The 18,752-nt window shown below is 59.4% G+C and carries 12 protein-coding genes and 1 tRNA gene; 7 read left to right on the top strand and 6 right to left on the bottom strand.

Features of this window, described 5'->3' with window-relative positions:
- Positions 1 to 2,351: hypothetical protein (locus tag VGB22_06445; protein HEX9750906.1), on the bottom strand; the 2,351-nt coding region annotated here is incomplete at its 3' end.
- 314 nt (positions 2,352 to 2,665) lie between these two features.
- Between VGB22_06445 and VGB22_06440 the strand changes: the two genes are divergently transcribed.
- From VGB22_06440 to VGB22_06425, 4 genes are all read left to right on the top strand, one after another.
- On the top strand, positions 2,666 to 3,892 hold the full coding sequence (locus VGB22_06440) for a PD-(D/E)XK nuclease family protein (GenBank protein HEX9750905.1): 1,227 nt from the start codon (positions 2,666 to 2,668) through the stop codon (positions 3,890 to 3,892).
- Between the two features lie 159 nt (positions 3,893 to 4,051).
- On the top strand, positions 4,052 to 6,580 hold the full coding sequence (locus tag VGB22_06435) for a hypothetical protein (GenBank protein ID HEX9750904.1): 2,529 nt from the start codon (positions 4,052 to 4,054) through the stop codon (positions 6,578 to 6,580).
- 139 nt (positions 6,581 to 6,719) lie between these two features.
- The gene (locus tag VGB22_06430) at positions 6,720 to 7,604 is read left to right on the top strand and encodes a site-specific DNA-methyltransferase (GenBank protein ID HEX9750903.1); all 885 of its coding nucleotides are present in this window, start codon (positions 6,720 to 6,722) and stop codon (positions 7,602 to 7,604) included.
- 15 nt (positions 7,605 to 7,619) lie between these two features.
- Positions 7,620 to 8,216 carry an MjaI family restriction endonuclease gene (locus VGB22_06425; GenBank protein HEX9750902.1) on the top strand — a complete coding sequence of 199 codons (597 nt, stop codon included), beginning with the start codon at positions 7,620 to 7,622 and terminating at the stop codon, positions 8,214 to 8,216.
- A 122-nt stretch (positions 8,217 to 8,338) separates the two neighbouring features.
- Here VGB22_06425 and VGB22_06420 read toward each other — a convergent pair whose 3' ends face one another.
- Entirely contained in the window at positions 8,339 to 9,583 is a 1,245-nt protein-coding gene (locus VGB22_06420) for an MFS transporter (GenBank protein ID HEX9750901.1), read from the bottom strand.
- A gap of 198 nt (positions 9,584 to 9,781) precedes the next feature.
- Between VGB22_06420 and VGB22_06415 the strand changes: the two genes are divergently transcribed.
- Positions 9,782 to 11,434, top strand: a complete 1,653-nt coding sequence (locus VGB22_06415; GenBank protein ID HEX9750900.1) for a glycosyltransferase family 39 protein — start codon at positions 9,782 to 9,784, stop codon at positions 11,432 to 11,434.
- A 329-nt stretch (positions 11,435 to 11,763) separates the two neighbouring features.
- Here the strand turns inward: VGB22_06415 and VGB22_06410 are convergent, their stop codons facing one another.
- The gene (locus VGB22_06410) at positions 11,764 to 12,642 is read right to left on the bottom strand and encodes an alpha/beta hydrolase (GenBank protein ID HEX9750899.1); all 879 of its coding nucleotides are present in this window, start codon (positions 12,640 to 12,642) and stop codon (positions 11,764 to 11,766) included.
- Positions 12,643 to 12,769: 127 nt separating this feature from the next.
- Between VGB22_06410 and sulP the strand changes: the two genes are divergently transcribed.
- The gene (gene sulP, locus VGB22_06405) at positions 12,770 to 14,497 is read left to right on the top strand and encodes a sulfate permease (GenBank protein HEX9750898.1); all 1,728 of its coding nucleotides are present in this window, start codon (positions 12,770 to 12,772) and stop codon (positions 14,495 to 14,497) included.
- Positions 14,498 to 14,545: 48 nt separating this feature from the next.
- On the opposite strand, the gene VGB22_06400 is transcribed toward sulP, so the two are convergent.
- The 3 genes from VGB22_06400 to VGB22_06390 all read right to left on the bottom strand — a co-directional run bounded on the left by VGB22_06400 (position 14,546) and on the right by VGB22_06390 (position 16,731).
- A complete protein-coding gene (locus VGB22_06400; GenBank protein ID HEX9750897.1) occupies positions 14,546 to 15,547 on the bottom strand; it encodes a hypothetical protein in 1,002 nt (333 codons plus the stop codon).
- Positions 15,548 to 16,032: 485 nt separating this feature from the next.
- Positions 16,033 to 16,105: transfer RNA gene (locus VGB22_06395), tRNA-Ser, on the bottom strand.
- A gap of 125 nt (positions 16,106 to 16,230) precedes the next feature.
- Entirely contained in the window at positions 16,231 to 16,731 is a 501-nt protein-coding gene (locus VGB22_06390; GenBank protein HEX9750896.1) for a hypothetical protein, read from the bottom strand.
- Between the two features lie 418 nt (positions 16,732 to 17,149).
- On the opposite strand from VGB22_06390, the gene VGB22_06385 reads away from it, so the two are divergent.
- The gene (locus VGB22_06385) at positions 17,150 to 18,001 is read left to right on the top strand and encodes an IS1 family transposase (GenBank protein ID HEX9750895.1); all 852 of its coding nucleotides are present in this window, start codon (positions 17,150 to 17,152) and stop codon (positions 17,999 to 18,001) included.
- Positions 18,002 to 18,752: the final 751 nt, after the last annotated feature.

The raw sequence follows: 18,752 nt of genomic DNA, 5'->3' as shown, positions 1-18,752 counted from the left end.
GAGGGATCGACATCCAACGTGGGCCAACCGGTCATTGCAGGATCGGCGGCGACAAACTCCGCATTCATGCGTGTCGGGTTCGACAAGAGGACTTCCGGATAGTAGGCGCGATTGATTCCGAGCACATCATAGGCGAAATCGCCGGGACCGAACTCGACAAAGCCCTTCGCCAACGGCGCTGAATTGAACAAGTCTCGTCCCGACAGTATCGCAATACCTCCTGCGCCGACATACAACGGCAATTGGTCGAGTGTCTCCGGACGGATCGCAAAGCGCCCGTCGGATACGACGAACGTCACCGGATGGGCGTCATACAGATTCAACGCCGTCAGGTCGGTGCGCGGCGCGGATGAGACAGACGCCGGCTCCACGATGCGCCAGGTGAACGGATGGGGCGCCGCCGGATCGGCATCGCGGTACGAAGCCGGTTCGACCATCCGATTCCAAATCGTCGCCACCGAGTCCTTATCCGTCTGGCTCGTCGGTCCCGAAAGCGTCTCGTCTAACAACAGCGGCAGGCCGTCGAATGCGAAAGCGATCCCGATTCGCGGCGTGCTCGTAAAGCTCTCATTCCCCAGGACCGAGACGGCCGTTACCTGATACTCGTAGATGTGCGCATTGCGCGCTGCCTGATCGGAATATGCATCGGTTTGTGATTCTCCAATCTGCCCGTACGCCAGCCCCGGCATGCGCCGGTAGACGCGATGCCTCACGACATCGGCCTCCGATGGTTCATTCCATGTCAGGTCGATGCGCGCGTCGGCACGGCTGGTGAGCAGTCCGCTGGGTCGCATCGGCCGGTCCGGCAGCACGTCAACGGGCGCCGAGAGCATTCCGGTGCGGCCATCCTCACCGCGCGAACGGATCGCGTAGTAGTACGTCTGCTCACGATCCAATCCGGAGTCTGTGTGCGCGGTATCGTTTTCGGGGAGTAAAACAATCGGCAGATCAGGGAAGATAGACGGGTCAAGCGAACGCAGAATATCATATCCGGCCAGACGCAACGTACCGCGCGGAGACCATGAGAGATACGCCTCGTGATCATCCCAGCCGGACAAAACCCAATTCCGCGGCGGGCCGATGCGCGCAACCGCGAACTCAGTTTGCCAAAGCTGCATCATCCGCGCCAGTGACGAATCAAGCGCCGGCACATTGAGCCCGGCGAGGTAGTCATCGGGTGATGCCGGATCGAACGTGCTGTCGAAGTGGTTCGGATCGGTGTGCCAGCCGGGTGCGACGACGAACGTCCAGACTGAGGCGAGCGAATCGCCCGCAGCCAGATCAGTCTCTCCCATCGTCAGGAGAAACCGGGTATCGGTGCCGTTGGCGATGTCCCGCGCAATGGCCGAATCGGTCGGTGCGATCCAGCCGTCGGCGGTGCGATCCACGGCCGCGTGCACCTGATCGTAATCGAACTCACGATTGGACATGAACCGGTAACGCAACCCATCTCCGATCGGCGTACCACGTCCGCCGATGGCATTGGTCACGCCGGGTGTCCGTTGCGGTCCCCAATCGACCACGGCCTGCTGCATTGAAAACCCGCGGTTCCACCAATTGAAGGAACGCTCGGTCAGTTCCGGTTCACCGCCCAGATACATCGCTCCGAAGACCGACGTTGCCGACGAGTCATCGTACGCGCCGTTGTCGTTCGGTTTTCCGTCGTTGTCGGCGCTCCATCCGGCGCGGATGTCGAATGTCGCCCCTTCGAGTGCAATAGCGCCCGTTCGGTAACCGGAAAGATCGTGCCGCCAGACATTGGCCATGTCGATGTGACCGATATCGCAGTCGACCAGCCACCCCAGCCACAGATCACGTATCGTTTCATCGCCGATGTTGGTGACGACAATCTCCACGATCAGTCCGTGGCTGTAGACTGAGTCGCCGACGAGCCGCGAGCGCTGACTGACACGGACCGGCAGCGGACGATGCGCCCCATCGACGATGTCCTCATCCACTTCCGATGTCTCCGTCACTGTGTCCGCATACGCCGTACCGTATTCCTCGTCTCCGAGTGCGTCGGAATACACTGGCGGGTCGGCGCCCAACGGGCGAAACTCCCCCTCGATGAAGAAGTCCAGCGTCCCCGTCGATACCAGCGTGTCGCCGCCGACGATCCCGCCGACCCACAGCCCCGCCTCGTAGAGATAGTCGACGCGCGCAAACGGCGGCGACTCAAACCCCGGCGCCCATCGCGGATTCGGCGAATCGACGTCTGACGAATCCACCAGGTCGAACCCCAGACTCCCGAGCTGTCCCCGGTTGGTGATCGTGGTCCGGTACGATGTGCTCGTGTGAATCCGGAACCGCGGCGCCAATCCCTCCGGATCGAGCGCCGTTGAACCGGTCATTCGTGAGGAGTCCGGGGCGGATCGTGCCAGCGCCGCAAGCGACGACGCACACGCAAGCGACAGTGAGAGGGATGCTGCGAATAGGTGGCGGGACATGGTCCGATCCACTCGCGGGCCAATCCCGCGCGATCAATCTATCCATCACCGCGTCCTTGTCAACGAGGAGGCGCACACCCGCCGTCCGTGCAGACCCCGGCCCGCTACGAGCCCGTGGGGAAGTGGTTGCGGCAATCGACGGCATACCCATACGTTGAATACGGAAACGGGCGGCGGCGAGAGCGCCGCCGGGTTTCCGCGCCCAATGACGAGCACCGATGACTCTGTACTCCCATAGCCGGCTGTCGTCGTACGAGCAGTGTCCGCGCAAGTACGCCTTCCGGTACATCGAGAAGCCCGATATCGAACGACGCACCTCGATTGAGGCGTTCATGGGCAAGGCGGTCCATGACGCGCTGGAATCGCTCTACCAGTCGGTTCTGATGGAACGCACCCCGAAGTGGGAGGAGGTGCGGGACTTCTATGAGCGCTACTGGGACAAAAACCTCGGCGATGACGTTTTCATCGTCCGGCCCGAGTTCACCGCGCAGGACTACCGCAATGTCGGCCGACGTTGCCTGCAGGACTACTTCGTGCGGAACTACCCATTTTCCGATGGACGTGTTTTGGCGCTCGAAGACCGGGTGTTGATCGATCTGGACGGCTCCGGCGCGTACCGTCTGCAGGGATTCATCGACCGACTCGCCGAAGCCGAGGACGGCACGATTGAGATCCACGACTACAAGACATCGCGGTCCCTGCCGACGCAGGACGATGTCGATCGCGAACGGCAGTTGGCGCTGTACCAGATCGGCATCCAGCAACGATGGCGCGAAGAGCGCCCGGTCCGACTCATCTGGCACTACCTGCGTGCCAATCGCACACTGACATCAACTCGAACCAGGGAGGCGCTCGAGGCACTCAAGGATGACACCCGACGCCTGATCGACACGGCCGTCGCCGCCGCCGACAGGAACGACTTTCCTCCACAGGAGTCGACGTTGTGCAGTTGGTGCGAATTTCAGTCGATCTGCCCCGCGAAACGACACCAGTTTGCCACGGCGGCTATGACGCCCGAAGAGTTCGCCGCCGACGATGGAGTCCGCATCGCCGATGACTACGCCTCCGCCAAACAGCGCGTTGACGTGGCGACGACTGAACTGGAAGCGGCGAAACAAATGGTCTTAAAATTCGCAGCCACGGAGAATCTGACCCGCCTCACCGGACACCATGCCAGTGTCTCCGTCAACATACGGCGCGAGCCGAAGCTGCCGGACAAGAAAAACCCTGAACGCGTTGAATTGGAACAACTGGTGCGCGACAGCGGTCTATGGGATCAGGTGTCCGACTTGGAGCGCCGCAAGCTCGCCAAGGCACTCCAGACCGACATGTTCGATTCCACGACGAAAGCGCGGCTGAGTGGGCTCATCGGCGAATCGGTCGTCTCGACCATTCATCTCAAGCGCATCGAGACCGAAGAGACCGATGACGGTCCGGATGTGTGACGGCCGCCCTGATCGGAATATATCGCGCATCCGAATGTAATACCCTGCGTAACAGGGCCGTGTGCCCTTTGACTCATTATGCCGCGATCAGATTCTGCTGACATCGGCCGAACGGCCGTCGCCATCATGGTCCTCTGTGCGTCGCTCGGCGGAGCCGCCATGGCCCGGGCCCAAACGGTGGCCGAGTCGCGCATCCACGACGCGGGTCTCTTCTGGCTCAATCTGACGAATTTCGGCGTTTTCGGCAGCGGACCGCGCGCGACTTCCGTCGGATTCGAGTCCAGCATGCCCCTGGCACGTGATGACATGCGCGACCTGCGCATCAACTGGTCGCCGTCGCTCTGTCTGCCGCCCGGCGATCGAACCAACTACCTGAACTTGGGCGGCATCGCGTTCGGCTGTGTCCGCGGTACCGACACACTGGTCAGCACGGCCGGAACACAGCAGGTCGGTTGGGCGCGCGAGTTTCAATCGTCCCGTTCAATCGTCGAGATGACCAACCACCGCGGTTCGGTGCACTACAGCCCCCAGGCAATGGCCGACGAAGAGTATTACGCCGTCTATTCCGATACTTTCCGCCTCGTAGTCTTCGAAGGTGACGAAATCGAACGCCGCCAGCATATCCCGATCTCTGTGGAAATCCATCAGACTACCCGCGTCTGGACCTACGAAGTGGCTCAGCCCTTTGTCATCGTCGATCTTTGGGCGGTCAACATCGGGACCGAACCGATCCGCGAAGGGTGCATCGGGTTTTTTGTCGATGGCGATGTGTCCAGTTTTGAGCGGCTGGGTGTGGGAGCCACCGATGATCTCTGCGGGTATGTTGCCTCTGTGCCCGGTCCGATACCGCGAGCGGGATTGCCGCCGGTCGCCGAGCCGATGGAGCTGGGTTGGATGGCCGACAACGACGGTGATCCCGACCACGGAGTGTTCACCCCATTCAGCGCGACCGGCGTGGTTGGTGTCCGGCCGCTGCGGGGACCCAGCGGCGCGCGACTCAATTTCAACTGGTGGTCCGACACCTTCACCTTGGACTGGGGGCCGCGAAACAGTTTGGAGCAGGAGGGCTACGGCGGATCGCTCGGCCGGCCGGTGGGTGATCGCGGACGATACCGCATGATGACCAACGGCGAGAAAGACTATGACCAGGCGCGCGCGGCCATCGACTTCTCCCCGGATGGCTGGGCACGTCCGCCCCAGCAGACCGAACAAGTCCGGCAGCTCGCCGGAGGCGGCGACGGCAAAATCCTCGTGTCCTATGGACCGTTCAGCGATATCCAACCCGGCGATTCGGTGCCCTTCACGTTCGCCATCGTCACCGCCGATCAGTTCCATGTCGATCCCGCAAACTACAGCGCCGATTTTCGTCCCAACAACCCCGACGATTTCTATGCCGGGCTGAACTTCGGCGACTTTCTGAACAACGCCCGCTGGGCCGACTGGATGTTCGACATTCCCGGCTTCGATACCGACGGCGATGGATATGCCGGACGCGCGCATTCGGTCAACTGCCGCAACTTCCGCCAGACTCTGATCTGCGAATCGGTCTGGTACAAGGGCGACGGCGTTCCCGACTGGAGCATCCCCGGCGCGCCCAGCCCACCGATTTTCGAGACCAGCACACGCCCCGGCGACGTCGTCATCACCTGGACCGGAGAACACAGCGAGTTGCAGGTCGACCCGTTGACCGCGCGTCGCGACTTCGAGGGCTACCGGCTCTACATGGCCCGATCCGACCTGCCGGATCAATACACGCTGATGGCCAACTGGGATACGCCCGACAATTTCAAAAAAATCACCTATTTCCCCGCGTACAGTGACTGGCGCCGGGTCAATCACCCCTCCCAGTGGAAACAGGTGTCGCTGCCGATGTCGGCCGATGAATGGCGAATCGAATTGAACGATCCCGATTTCGATCCGCGCGATTACCCAGAACGATCATTCACGACATCGCTCATCGATACCGTGGCCGACACATTCCGCAACGCCTTCGGCCAAATCACCCAGATCGTGCAGCGCGAGGGATACTCATACTGGGAGCCGGAGGGAGCCAACACCGGCAACTCATACTGGAACGGCGTCGCCTTCGAAACCAATCTCGTCCAGCGCATCGGCGAACGCGACACGATCATCGACGATGACACGCTCACCTATGGCCTCTATCGCGCGCAGATTTCCAACCTCAACATCTCCGAGCCGATCTACGTCGCTGTCACCGCATTCGATCAGGGAGATTACCGCAGCGAGTTGCAGCCGCAGGAGACGCCGCCGCAGGGAAACAATGAATTCGTCCACCTGATCTACTCCTCCGATGTCGTCGAGGATTCGGGATTGAAAGTCAGCGTATATCCGAATCCGTATAAGAGCCGTTTCCGCGACGGCATGGGCCAGTGGACCAACTACTACGATCAGGGGTTCGAGGCGGTCAACCAGCCCAAGTGGGAGGAGACCGACCGCCGCATCTGGTTTGTCAATCTCCCGGCCGAGGCCACCATTCGCATCTATTCGCTCGATGGCGATCTCATCCGCGAGATTCACCATCCCGATCCGCATCTGACCCGCTACGAATCCTCGGTCGGCTGGGACCTGGTGACGCGCAATCAGCAGGCCGTCGAATCGGGCATCTACATCTACCGCGTCGACTCCAAACTCGGAGCGCAGGTGGGGAAGATCGTGATTATTAAGTGACGGTTTGGTTCCGTACCCAGGTCAGGAGTGCCCTCCGGAAGATGATTGACATCCTGCCAGTATCCGACGAGACTCCCGCTGTACGGCAATGGAATTCAATGTTGAACGACGGATAATGACGGGCGCAGAAGGCGGCAGAATGTCAGACGGACTTGTTCGAAGGAATTCGACGAACCACCGGATCGTCTTCGGCGATAGCCGTCACATGGACTTAGTCGACAACGAGTCGATTCAACTCGTTGTGACGTCTCCGCCGTACTGGTCGATCAAGGATTATGATCACCCCGACCAAATTGGCCACGGTCAATCGTACGAAGACTATCTTGCAGACCTTGAACGAGTGTTGATGGAGATTCGGCGCGTTCTCAGTGGGGGCTGCCGGGCAGCCATCAACATCGGCGATCAGTACCTGCGCGCGACAGAGCATGGCAGATACCGCGTTCAGCCGATCCCGGCAGACATCATTTGCGTCGCCCGGCGACTGGGATTCGATTTCATGGGAAACATCATTTGGAGGAAGATTTCGACAACGAAGACGAGCGGCGGCGGGCAGTGGATGGGCTCAACGTATCATCCCCGTGATGGCCACATTACCTACGAGCACGAGTACATCATCCTGCTCAAGAAGCCGGGCAACGCGCCATCTGTTTCGGAGGAACAAAGAGAGCGCAGTCGCCTGACCAAGGAACAGCGGAGCGAGTGGTTTCGAGGAGTCTGGTCTATTCACCCGGACCGCCAGGAAGAACACGGCGCCATGTTTCCGGTCGAAGTGCCCCGGCGTCTGATCAAGATGTACAGCTTCTGGGGCGAAACGGTTCTCGACCCGTTTCTGGGGAGCGGCACCACTTCACTTGCGGCAAAAATCGAGGGACGACACTCAATTGGTGTTGAGATCAACACCACATTTGAGACCGTTATCAGGCGCAAGCTGGCCGGTGACTCCGGCAATCTCTTTGATGATTCCCAAGTCCTTTTCGTCACCGCTGAGGCGAATCCGAAACCGGTTGCCGCATTGGTAACGTAACCGTTTCTTCGCCGCGTGAAACTTAGACTTAGCTCCGAAGACCTTAAGATCCTTCTCGACGTCCGCACAGAAGACTTTCCCAAGTACGTCTGGCCACTCATCAACCTCGCAAACAAGTTTTCCCAGGGGACACGGCCGCGTGTCGTGGGCCAGATGAGCGACCTGATCCAGGAGTTCGCGGGAAGCACGCTGGAGGAGTGGCGGGACTGGTATAACGAAACACGCCCTGCGAGTATCGATCAGGCAACTGAGAAGATACTGGCACAACTACAAGCACTCAGGGTGGCCATCGCGACCGTGGACCGACCGATGGTCAAGAGATGGGTCGAAGACCTTGTCATCGTCAAGACTTTCATTGGACTGAAGTTTCAACAGGCGATCCTAAGATTCATTGCCGAGCATCGGGACGTCGAGTACCGGCTGGCGAACGCTGAGGAGGAATCACGAGGTATCGACGGATTCGTTGGGGACAAACCTGTCTGCATCAAGCCCGATACGTACAGGACCAAGAGAGGCGAGCTTCAGGAAACGCTCCCGGAGGACGCCGAACTGGTTTACTGTCGAAAACTCGAGGCCGGTAAGGGCATCGAGATTGAATTCAGCGACACGTAGTTCGACTTCTCATGCATCTACGGTTTCTGGTCGGTTCATAGCTCAGAACTCCTCGCTTCGCCCCCCTCGACTCCGTCGGGACAGGCAGGACACAGCCCTGCGGCCCTGACGTTTGCTCCGGCTCAGGAAACCGGCCTGATTTCTTCGGGCGGTTTGAGTCGTCCGAATGAACGATACAGCAGCAGATCATAAAGAATCTTCGCGCCGGCGCACGCCGCAAACGGTGTAAACGCAGCGAGCCCTTCCGCCACGATCCCTCCGATCACCGGACTGATCGCCCAAGCCGCCAGACGGACCAGTCCCGTGACCCCCGATGCGAACACACGTTCATCGGGTCCGACCATGGCCATCACATACGACTGACGCGTCGGCACATCCATCTCGACCAGCGACTCGCGTATCAAAAACAGGATCGCGGCCAGCGCGAAGCTGGACGCAAACGGCACAGTGGCCAACAGCACGCTCGACGGGATATGCGTCCACACCATGGTGTTGACCAGACCGAATCGGCGGGCAATGCGGGCTGCCGCCAGGTGGCTGATCACATTGGCCACGCGCGCGGCAAAAAACAGGGCCCCGATCGTCTCCGGTGCAACCTCGAAGTGATGCATGAAGAACGCGGTGAGCGCCGCCGTCGTCACAAAGCCGCTGGCCAACCCATCCAAGCCGAACAGCAGTGACAGTCTCACGACGATCCGTTTCGTCTCGGGAGTGATCGCCTGTAGTGTCGCGGTTCTCGGCGATTCAGCCATTCGGGTGAGCGCCGCATAGGCGAGTGCCGTCAATACCATCAGCGCCGCGTACACGAGCATGCCGAGACGGTACACGCCGGACTGCGACAGGGCGGCAGTCCCGACCAAAGTCCCGCATCCGGCGGCCAGTAGCGCCCCCAGCGCATGTCCCGTGTCCTGGATGACATTGTACCACGCGAATGCTTTGGTTCTCTGCCGATCGTCGATCGCGGACGGAAGGATGGCCTGATCCAAAATCAACAACGGACCACGATCACGTCCCATTCCGTTGAGCATCCCCACAAATGCCGCCAGCAGTGTCAGCGGCAGACTGACCGCGACCGTGATCGCTACGCCGCCGGCGGCGGACAACAAAGACAGCGCAACGAGCCGCCGCTTCAGTCCGTCGCGGCTGCCACGCAGTGTAATCAGCAGCGCCGCACACGCGTTCCCCGCCAACCCGGCGGTAATCACCGCACCGATCTGCGTCGATTGCAGGTCCTGAGCCACCAGCAGCAGGCCGAGGATGACAGCGCCCAACCCGACTGCGGTCGAACGCAGAAACGCCGCAACATACAAGAACGCCAGATCGCGCCGGTGGGCATCGGAGCGCATGCCGCGTAGATAGTGCAGCACAACCGGCCCGGCCAGTGCTTCTATATCCTGATCCGCCAACGCCGACCGGACGTTGGTTCAATGCGTCAGCCCACCGACTTGCTCGCGGCAGCCAATCAGAGTCAGGGTGCCCGCCGATGTCTTACATGTTGACATGTCAACCCGGCCGCCGATTCGTACACGAGTGCGGGCGCCTCACGGGCACGCAAGAGCAACCAGATGAATCCGGCCACAACCGAACCCCGCGATGCAGGCGCGTCCGGCCTTCTTCGCATGGCGATATGGGTCGTCGGCATTTCCATGATGGGCCGGTTGTTCTTCCTGGGTTTGATTGATCTCCTTCCCCAGGAGGCGTACTACTGGAACTATGCCGAACATCTCGACATCGGCTATCTCGATCATCCCCCGTTGTCCGCGTGGCTGATTTGGTTGTCGACATCGCTGGTCGGCGATTCCGAACTGGGAGTCCGGCTGCCGGCGTTTCTAAGCTGGATCGTGATGGCGGTTTATATGTACCGACTGGCCTATGACCTCTTCGGTCGCAAGTCGGCGCTGGCGTGCACGATCTTGCTGGCGGTCCTCCCGATTTACTGGTCCGTCGGATTTCTTATGACTCCCGATGCGCCCCTCTACGCGGCCTGGGCGGCTACGTTGTTCTACGCTCGTCGCGCGATGGTCGACAAGAAACCGACGGCGTGGATCGGAGTCGGGCTGGCGATGGGATGGGGGCTGCTGTCCAAGTACACGATGGTCCTCATCGGCGGCGCCATCATCGTCTTTCTCCTCGTCGATTCCAACGCGAGAAGATGCCTGACAACGCCGGGACCGTACCTCGCTCTCCTGCTGTCGGTTGTTCTGTTCCTGCCTGTCCTGGTTTGGAATTACCAAAATGGCTGGCTGTCGTTTGCTTTTCAGGGGACACGACGCTGGTCATTTCCGCCCGATTTCCACCTGCACATTCTGGTCGCAAGCGCACTGACGCTGCTGACACCGATCGGGCTGTGGGAATCCGCCAAAGCCATCTTCCGCCTCGGAGAAGCCAGGCGCACCGCTGCCGAGCGGAACGGTTCGACCGCGCGAAACGCCCATTGGGCGTTGATGCTCTGCGGCCTGCCGTTGTCCGTGTTCGTCGTGCACAGTCTCGCCAATCAGACAAAGCTCAATTGGACCGGTCCTGTCTGGCTGGCTGTCCTGCCGTGGGTGGCCCACAGCATGATCGAGCGCCGATCGCGTTGCTCCCGTCGCGTGCTTTCTCCGTTGAAGGGCGCGTGGGCGGCCACGATCGCGGCGGGCGTGGTTTTAATTCCCGTGGGACTGTCCTGGATTCTCGTGGGTGCGCCGGGGTTCAGAGGTGAATCCTGGTACAAGCTCCCGGTCGCATGGGAAGAATTCGGACGGGCTGTTGAGGCACTTGAACTTAAAGTGGAAGCCGAGACCGGCCATGAGCCGCTCATTGTCGGCGTCGATCAGTACTGGGTCGCGAGCGAAGCCAGCTTCTACGATGTGCCCGGCGTTGACTCATTAAACGAATTCGCCGGCAGAGGTGTTATCGGCAGAGGCGATCTGATGTGGTCGCGTTGGATTCAGCCGCGCGATCTGGCTGCAAGAACGATGCTACTGGTCGGATTAAAAGCAACAGAGGTCGATCAACCGTCGGTTCATCGATCATTTGCGAACCTCGGACCTGTTATGACCGAGAACATCAATCGCAACTCACGCCAGGTTGGCCGCTTCTATTGGCGGCTGGCGTCATCGCACCGGCTGCGCAGGCCCCACCACCCGGACTCGCCCACCCTCTCAGCGGCGCCGGCACCCAATAGGGTCGAATCTGAACTCGGCGCCCCAGTCGGCAAAACTTTGATCGTCAAGTAGGCGTGGTGTCGTGCTCCAGTCCATTTCCGTGCCGGTCAGCCCTTGGGCCGACGGCCCCTGCGGAGCGATGATGTAGTAACACTCACCAATCGGCATACCCCAACCTCACAAAAAAACTATCCGCCGCCGCGGTCGCTGCCGTGCTGATATTGTGCCGGTCAGCCCTTGGGCTGACGGCCCCCTGCGGAGCGATGATGTAGTAACACTCACCAATCGACATACCCCAACCTCACTAAAAAACTATCCGCCGCCGCGGTCGCTGCCGTGCTGATATTGTGCCGGTCAGCCCTTGGGCTGACGGCCCCTGCGGAGCGATGATGTAGTAACACTCACCAATCGGCATACCCCAACCCCACCAGAAAACTATCCGCCGCCGCCGTTGCTTCTGCGCTGACTTTCGGGTCGGACTGCGGCATGCCATCGTCTCGCAGGTGCGAAGGCGTGAACAGATGGCCGACCTTCGGGTATACGCGCATCTCGCAACCGTTCCCCGCCGCGCGCACTCGATCACAGAACAACTGCGCGCCCCTCAACGGCGTGACCGTGTCGGTCTCTCCGATCAGAATCATTGTCGGCGGCAATCCCGCGCGGACATGATCGGCAGGGGAGATGTCGCCCGGTTCCGCGCGCGACATCAGGATCTTCTCCACCCAGCCGTCGTCCTTCAAATTCACAGCGGGGGAGACCAAGACCAGCGCATTGGGCGCCGCACTGATCGAATCACCCGGCGCCGTATCCCCGAAGATTGCGGCGCAGGCTGCCAGATGCGCCCCCGCCGACCACCCGTATCCGGCGATGCAATTGGGATCAATGTCAAACTCATCGGCACGACTCCGCAGCCAACGGAATATCGCGCGCGCATCGGCCATTGCCTCCAGTGGCGTCACGGCTTTCTGGTCCGAGAGTCTGTATTCTGCCGCCACAGCCACCATACCCAATGACGCGAGGTGTCGCGCCTTCGGAAACGACCACGATGCCTCGCCCATGTGCCAGCCGCCCCCGTGAAAAACGATGACGGCCGCATGCGTCCCCGAATCGCCGTCGGCGACCGGCTCGAACATGTAGGCGTGCAACGAGTCGCTTCCGATGACCGAGTAGACGTATGCGACCGGCTCCCAAGCCGCCGACTCAACGGCGGCACTCGACGTTGCAAGGGCGACAACGCTGACGCCTCCGAACAGGATTGCCGACGAGAGTGTCCTTTTCATCCCATCATCCTCCCCGATTTCGCGAAGGGTAACTGTCGATCCCGGAGATTGCAATATCCGCAGTTGACGCCGTCCCCATTTGCATTAGTTTCCCGCGCTGTCGTCCCTTTGCGAGGCGCGACACACGATGTTGAAGCCAAAACTCATCACGACCCTGCAAGAGGGGTACAGCCGTTCCATTTTCCTCTCCGACCTGACGGCGGGTCTCACAGTCGGTTTTGTCGCACTGCCATTGGCCATGGCCTTCGCCATCGCCAGCGGTCTCCCTCCCGAACGCGGTCTCTTCACCGCCATCGTCGCCGGATTCCTGATATCCGTGCTGGGAGGCAGCCGCGTGCAAATCGGCGGGCCGACCGGCGCATTCGTGGTCATCGTGTCGGGTGTCGCGGCGCAGTATGGATATGAAGGATTGGTGTACTGCACGGTGATGGCCGGATTGTTTTTGATCGCCCTCGGACTGTTCAAGATGGGCGGGCTGATCAAGTTCATTCCGCTGCCGGTCATCACCGGATTTACGACCGGCATCGCCGTTGTCATTTTCTCGACACAGATCAAAGACCTCCTCGGCTTGCACGTCGGTTCGGTTTCCGAAACTCCGGTTTCGGCGTGGATCGGATACATCCGCCATGCGCACACCATCGACCCGACAACGGCCGCGATCGGCATCGGGACCGTCATTCTGATCCTGGGATTGCGCCGTTTGACCCCGCGCATCCCCGGCATGCTCGCGGCCATGATTCTCGCCGCAGTCGTTGCCGCGCTGGGCGATCTGAGTGTCGAAACCATCGCCAGCCGCTTCGGCGTCTTGCCGCGCGGGCTGCCCACGCCCTGGTTTCCCGCGTTCGATTTCGCACGCATCCGTGAGTTGGCCTCGCCCGCATTTGCCATCGGCATGCTGGCCGGGATCGAATCGCTGTTGTCGGCGACCGTTGCCGACGGCATGATCGGCGGACGGCACCGTCCCAACATGGAACTGGTCGCGCAAGGCGTCGCCAACCTCGGCTCCGTAATCTTCGGCGGCATACCCGCCACCGGCGCCATTGCCCGCACCGCCACCAATGTCAAAAGCGGCGCCAAAACCCCCGTCGCCGGAATCATCCACGTGCTCACACTCGCGGCGCTGCTGTTTTTCTTCGCGCCGCTCGCCGGACGAATCCCATTGGCAGCACTGGCGGGAATTCTCGTCGTCGTCAGCTATGACATGAGTGAGATCGGACGCTTCCTCAGTTTCCGTCGCGCACCCCGCAGCGACTTTATGGTGCTGCTGACGACCTTCGCGCTGACCGTGCTCGTCGATTTGATCGTGGCGGTCGAAGTCGGCGTCGTGCTCGCGGCGCTGCTGTTCATCCGCCGCATGTCGGAAGTCTCCAATGTCGGAATGGTCACGCGTGAATTGGGCGAAGACGATGATGAACCCGCCGACCCCAACGCCATCGGCTCGCGTGATGTACCGCCGGGAATCGAAGTGTTCGAGATTCAGGGCCCCTTCTTCTTCGGAGCGGCCGACCGGTTCCAGGATGCCACGCATTTTATCAAGAAACCGCCCCGCGTCGTCATCATTCGCATGCGCCATGTCCCGGCCATTGATGCCACCGGCTTGCACGTGTTGCGCGAATTCCACATCCGCTGCCGCCGCAACGGGACACAACTGGTGCTCTCCGGCGTCCACGCGCAGCCGCTGGTGGCGATGCAGCGCTCCGGATTGTGGGATCAAATCGGCGACCAGAACATCTTCGGCAACATCGATGACGCCCTCAACCGCGCCCGCGACATCCTCGGCCTGCCCCGCGTCGCACGCCCCGGCCCTTTCGTCCCCACCGTCGCCCGCGAAGCCGCCGGTCCCCCGGGGGAGTGAGGAGCGCCGGATGTTCCGGTTGCTCAGAAGCAGAGATGCGTCAATTGTCTACGGGCAGGGATTGCAAAAAGCCGTCGAGGGATTAGCGCTGCGAAATGCAACATCAACAAACGCGACCACATCGAAGACGTTCGTCACACCATCACAAGTGACATCGGTGCGATCCTGCGGGCAGAGGGGGTACGTGTCGCCGACGGGAGGCGCGCTTCGGAAAGCCACATCGACAGACTTGACCACATCGAAGACATTGGTCACGCTGTCACACTGCGGATCGCCGAAGCAGAAACAGTAGCAGGTGCTGTCGGCGTACAAGCAATGTCCTACAGAGTCACAGAAAACGCATTCAGGGCCGGGGAAGTCGTAGAAAACGAAGTTGTGGTTTATGGTTCCCCATTCGGCCGTGCCGTCCTGGTCGAGGTCGAGAGAATACCATTTGACTTGCCCGCCGATATCGTTTTCATGCCATTGACAACTTTCCACAAAAGCTTGGGTTGCCGTATCCCATTGATACACCTTATACAAGGGGGAGAAAGTCATCGTCATTTCGTCCACCCCATCGCAGTCGGAGTCCCTCCCGAGACAAGGCGCGTACCCCGTAAAGCCAGTCTGCTCGACAATACTGTCGACAATCTCAAAGACATTGTCGCCAACCGCTGCGATTATCTCGTATCGGCAGGATCCTCCCGCATGACTCAATAGGGCGTGAAGCACTCCTCCAGGGTATGGTTTGACGGGAGTGGCGTACAACTCAATGCCCTCTGCAAGTCCCCCTACCTGGCCCACGTACACAAGTGAGGTTTCCTGCCACTCATACAGGGCATAGCCAAGGTCGTTCCCCGCGATGAACTCCATTCGCCCATCCTCGTCGAAATCCGCGATCGCAGCTTCTCCGCGCGACCACTCCGGCGCATCGATGTCGGAGATGACTTTGAACGTGTCCAAGGCATCGTCATACTTGATGATGACGGCGCGCGATGTCCCGATCCAGTGCGGTATCGCGAATATCTCGAGGTAGGAATCGCCGTCCACATTGACGGTCTCGGCGTTCATGACGATATTCATCCCCGGCCACTCCGAACGGGCTCTGTGCGTCCAGTCCGGCGCGGAGTAGACGTTGAGATCGGCACTAATCTGTGTAACCAATTCAATGTTGCCGTCGTTGTCAAGGTCGGCAACAATCCGGTAGTGGGTCAGTTTGAAATCTCAGCCCTATAGACAAATCTTCGGTCTGTGCGTATCATTGAGTGATGCCAGACCGCTCTCGCAAAAGAAAACCGGGCAAGAAGCTCGATGTAAACGAGCTGGCCAAGTCGATCACGGACCACGCTACGGATCAGGCACCGCCGGAGCCAACGCCTGAAGATGAAGGCAAAGACCCAGCAGCCGTCGAATTGGGGCGGCGTGGGGGCTTGAAGGGCGGCAAGGCTCGATGGAAGGGCACCACAAAGAAGCAACGATCCGAGGCGGCGAGGAAGGCGGCTAAGGCAAGGTGGAAAAAACGCCAATCTAATACGGCATAAACGGTTGTGGTTGCGTGGGGGCGGGGAGCATCGAACTCCCGACCTGTTGCTTAGCAGGCAACTGCTCTATCCGCTGAGCTACGCCCCCACAATTTCTTTCGAGAATTCTTTGCAAAATCGATTCCAAGACACGATATAATAGATAGCAGGCAATTGCTCACTCACGCTGAGTGAGACCGTAATACCGGGGACATTAAGGTCCATGTCCCCGGTTTATTTTTTTCGTTTTCGTGTCGGCTTCTCAATCCCCTCGTCCTTTGGCGTCTTTCCAGCCTGCGGTCGAGTTGGATACCATTCGACCAAGCCCCATTCTTTCTTCTTAACTCGCACAAATCGCCGGGCATCACGTCGCAGACTACTGTAGACAGTGATTAAGAAGTTCTGCGATTTCGATTCAATCCCACCCTTCTGAAGTGCCTCACAGATTGCCTCAGTCGTCTGCGGCCGTCGGATCATTTGAAGATACTTATAAGTCGCATCCGTAAAACTGAGTCCAAAAAACGCATCTGACCGTATATCAACATCGTGGTCATTGTCGCGACTATTTTCTATTGGCGGGGATGGCAGGGAATTGAGAATGCCGTCAGTCTTTGATCCGCCCGAGGCCGATCCTTCGAGTTGCTTCAGGATTCCAATCGCCGCATCAATCTGTGAACGTAATGCTTCCAGATCGGCGATCGTCCATGTTCGTTCTTTGCTTTCTTCTTTCATCATAGCCGTTGCCCCTGGTCAAGTTAATGATTAGATTCCCGACGTCATGAGGGGGAGGGCCGGGTAATCCCGGCCCATTCCTCATGGCCCACGCGCTGACCGATGCCGTACGGCACGAGGGCCTAATATCTCCTCATGGCACTCTGCCTTTCTGCTACGGCCCCATCCTCTCCCACAAGAGTTCACGGGGCCGTAGCGGTTACATCCAGAACATCGCGAGAACATAGCGCTTGCGCAACCTTTTTTTCTCAGGTGATTGGCACCGCGTAGCATGAAGTCATTTAACATGCTATCGGTCAATAGGTTGAACGTTTGCCGAAATGCCAATCATCCGATAGTTTCGTCGCGCAGTATGGGAAAAGTCGGTCACTGATATGATTCTACTTGACTATGCGTAACCGCTCTTGTATAATAGGTCAGAATGAATCAGCTAACACCAGAGAAGCGCACTGCCATCATAGCGGCCTTGGTCGAGGGAAACTCCATCCGGGCAACGTGCCGAATGACGGGTGTCGCCAAGAACACGGTCGTCAAACTGCTGGCCGATGTTGGCGCGGTGTGCTCTGAGTACCAGCACAAGGCGCTTCGTAATCTGACCTGTAAACGCATCCAGTGTGACGAAATCTGGTCTTTCTGCTACGCCAAACAGAAGAATGTGCCCGCCGACAAACAGGGGTGCTTCGGCTTCGGGGATGTATGGACGTGGACCGCGATGGACCCGGACACCAAGTTGATCGTGTCGTATCTGGTCGGGCTTCGCAATGCCGAATGGGGCAAGACCTTCATGGCGGATGTGGCGTCACGTCTTGCCAATCGCGTTCAGATCACAACAGACGGCCATTCGGTCTATCTGGAAGCCGTCGAAGCCGCATTCGGGGCTGATGTAGATTACGCCATGCTGGTGAAGCTCTACGGCAAGGAGCAAGCCGGAGAAGCCCGCTACAGCCCGCCCAAGTGCATCGGCTGTCGCCGCAAGCGCGTGTCGGGGAAGCCGGAAAAGAAGGCCGTATCAACCTCGATGGTCGAACGCCAAAATCTGACCATGCGCATGTCGATGCGTCGATTCACGCGGTTGACCAATGCCTTCTCAAAGAAGATCGAGAACCTCGAACACGCCGTAGCGCTCCATTTCATGCACTACAATTTCTGCCGGATTCACCAGACCTTGCGCGTCACTCCCGCGATGGAAGCGAAAGTGACCAATCGGGTCTGGTCGATTGCTGATATTGTGGCGCGGTTGGAGAAGAATGAAACTCAGAAAGATTCAAACTGACCCACTACCAACAATCCAAGGTATACCTGGCGGGACACCCAGCGGCGTCATGGTGACATTGAGTTGGGAGTCTACATCAAATCTGATCATGGAGTCGATATTGTAGTCAGGGCAGTAGATTTCCGTTACACCGCGCACACTGTCATATCGATGCGCCATGTATTGCTCTGGAAGCAGGATTTCGATTAACGACGGACAACTTGACCCCGCGACATTTGCGGCGCGACTCGACCCATCGGGTCCTGCGCGAAATGTCCATACCAATCCGTCTCGCGTTACAATCGGCTCGTCGACCCAACGCTTACCATCAGCTATCGGACGATCGTGCACGCGAGAATCAGTTGCATCCGACGCTGCGATGGAAAGGCCAAGAACCAGCCCGACCACTGCCCAAGAAATGCGGCGACAGTGCGCGCACGCCGACATATTTCGGCAGTCCCCGATTCTCGTCATTTCGGAATACTTGAGTATCGTACAAACAACGTGCCGAACCGGTCGATGGGAAGTCCTGGCGCGAGACCAAGCTATGCTCACACCCAGGTTTGTTGGGATAAGGAGGAGACCTTGATTGGTGGCTCTGCCTTCTGCCCACTCTTGGACAAGTCAGGTAATGACTCCTATCCTCAGGATAATGGCCTATTCGGCCTATGCAAGCGGTTTCTTGCACTTCTGTGTCGTCTTAGCACTTCAAGTTGCCCCCTCAGGGCACGCAAGAAAAAGCCCCGCATCGGCGGGGCTTCTCACCAATCCC

The sequence above is a fragment of the Candidatus Zixiibacteriota bacterium genome, from assembly GCA_036397555.1.
In the GTDB taxonomy this organism is placed as follows: Bacteria; Zixibacteria; MSB-5A5; order WJJR01; family WJJR01; genus DATKYL01.
Note: the sequence above shows the minus strand (reverse complement) of the source record. Positions and strands in the feature narration are given on the sequence as shown.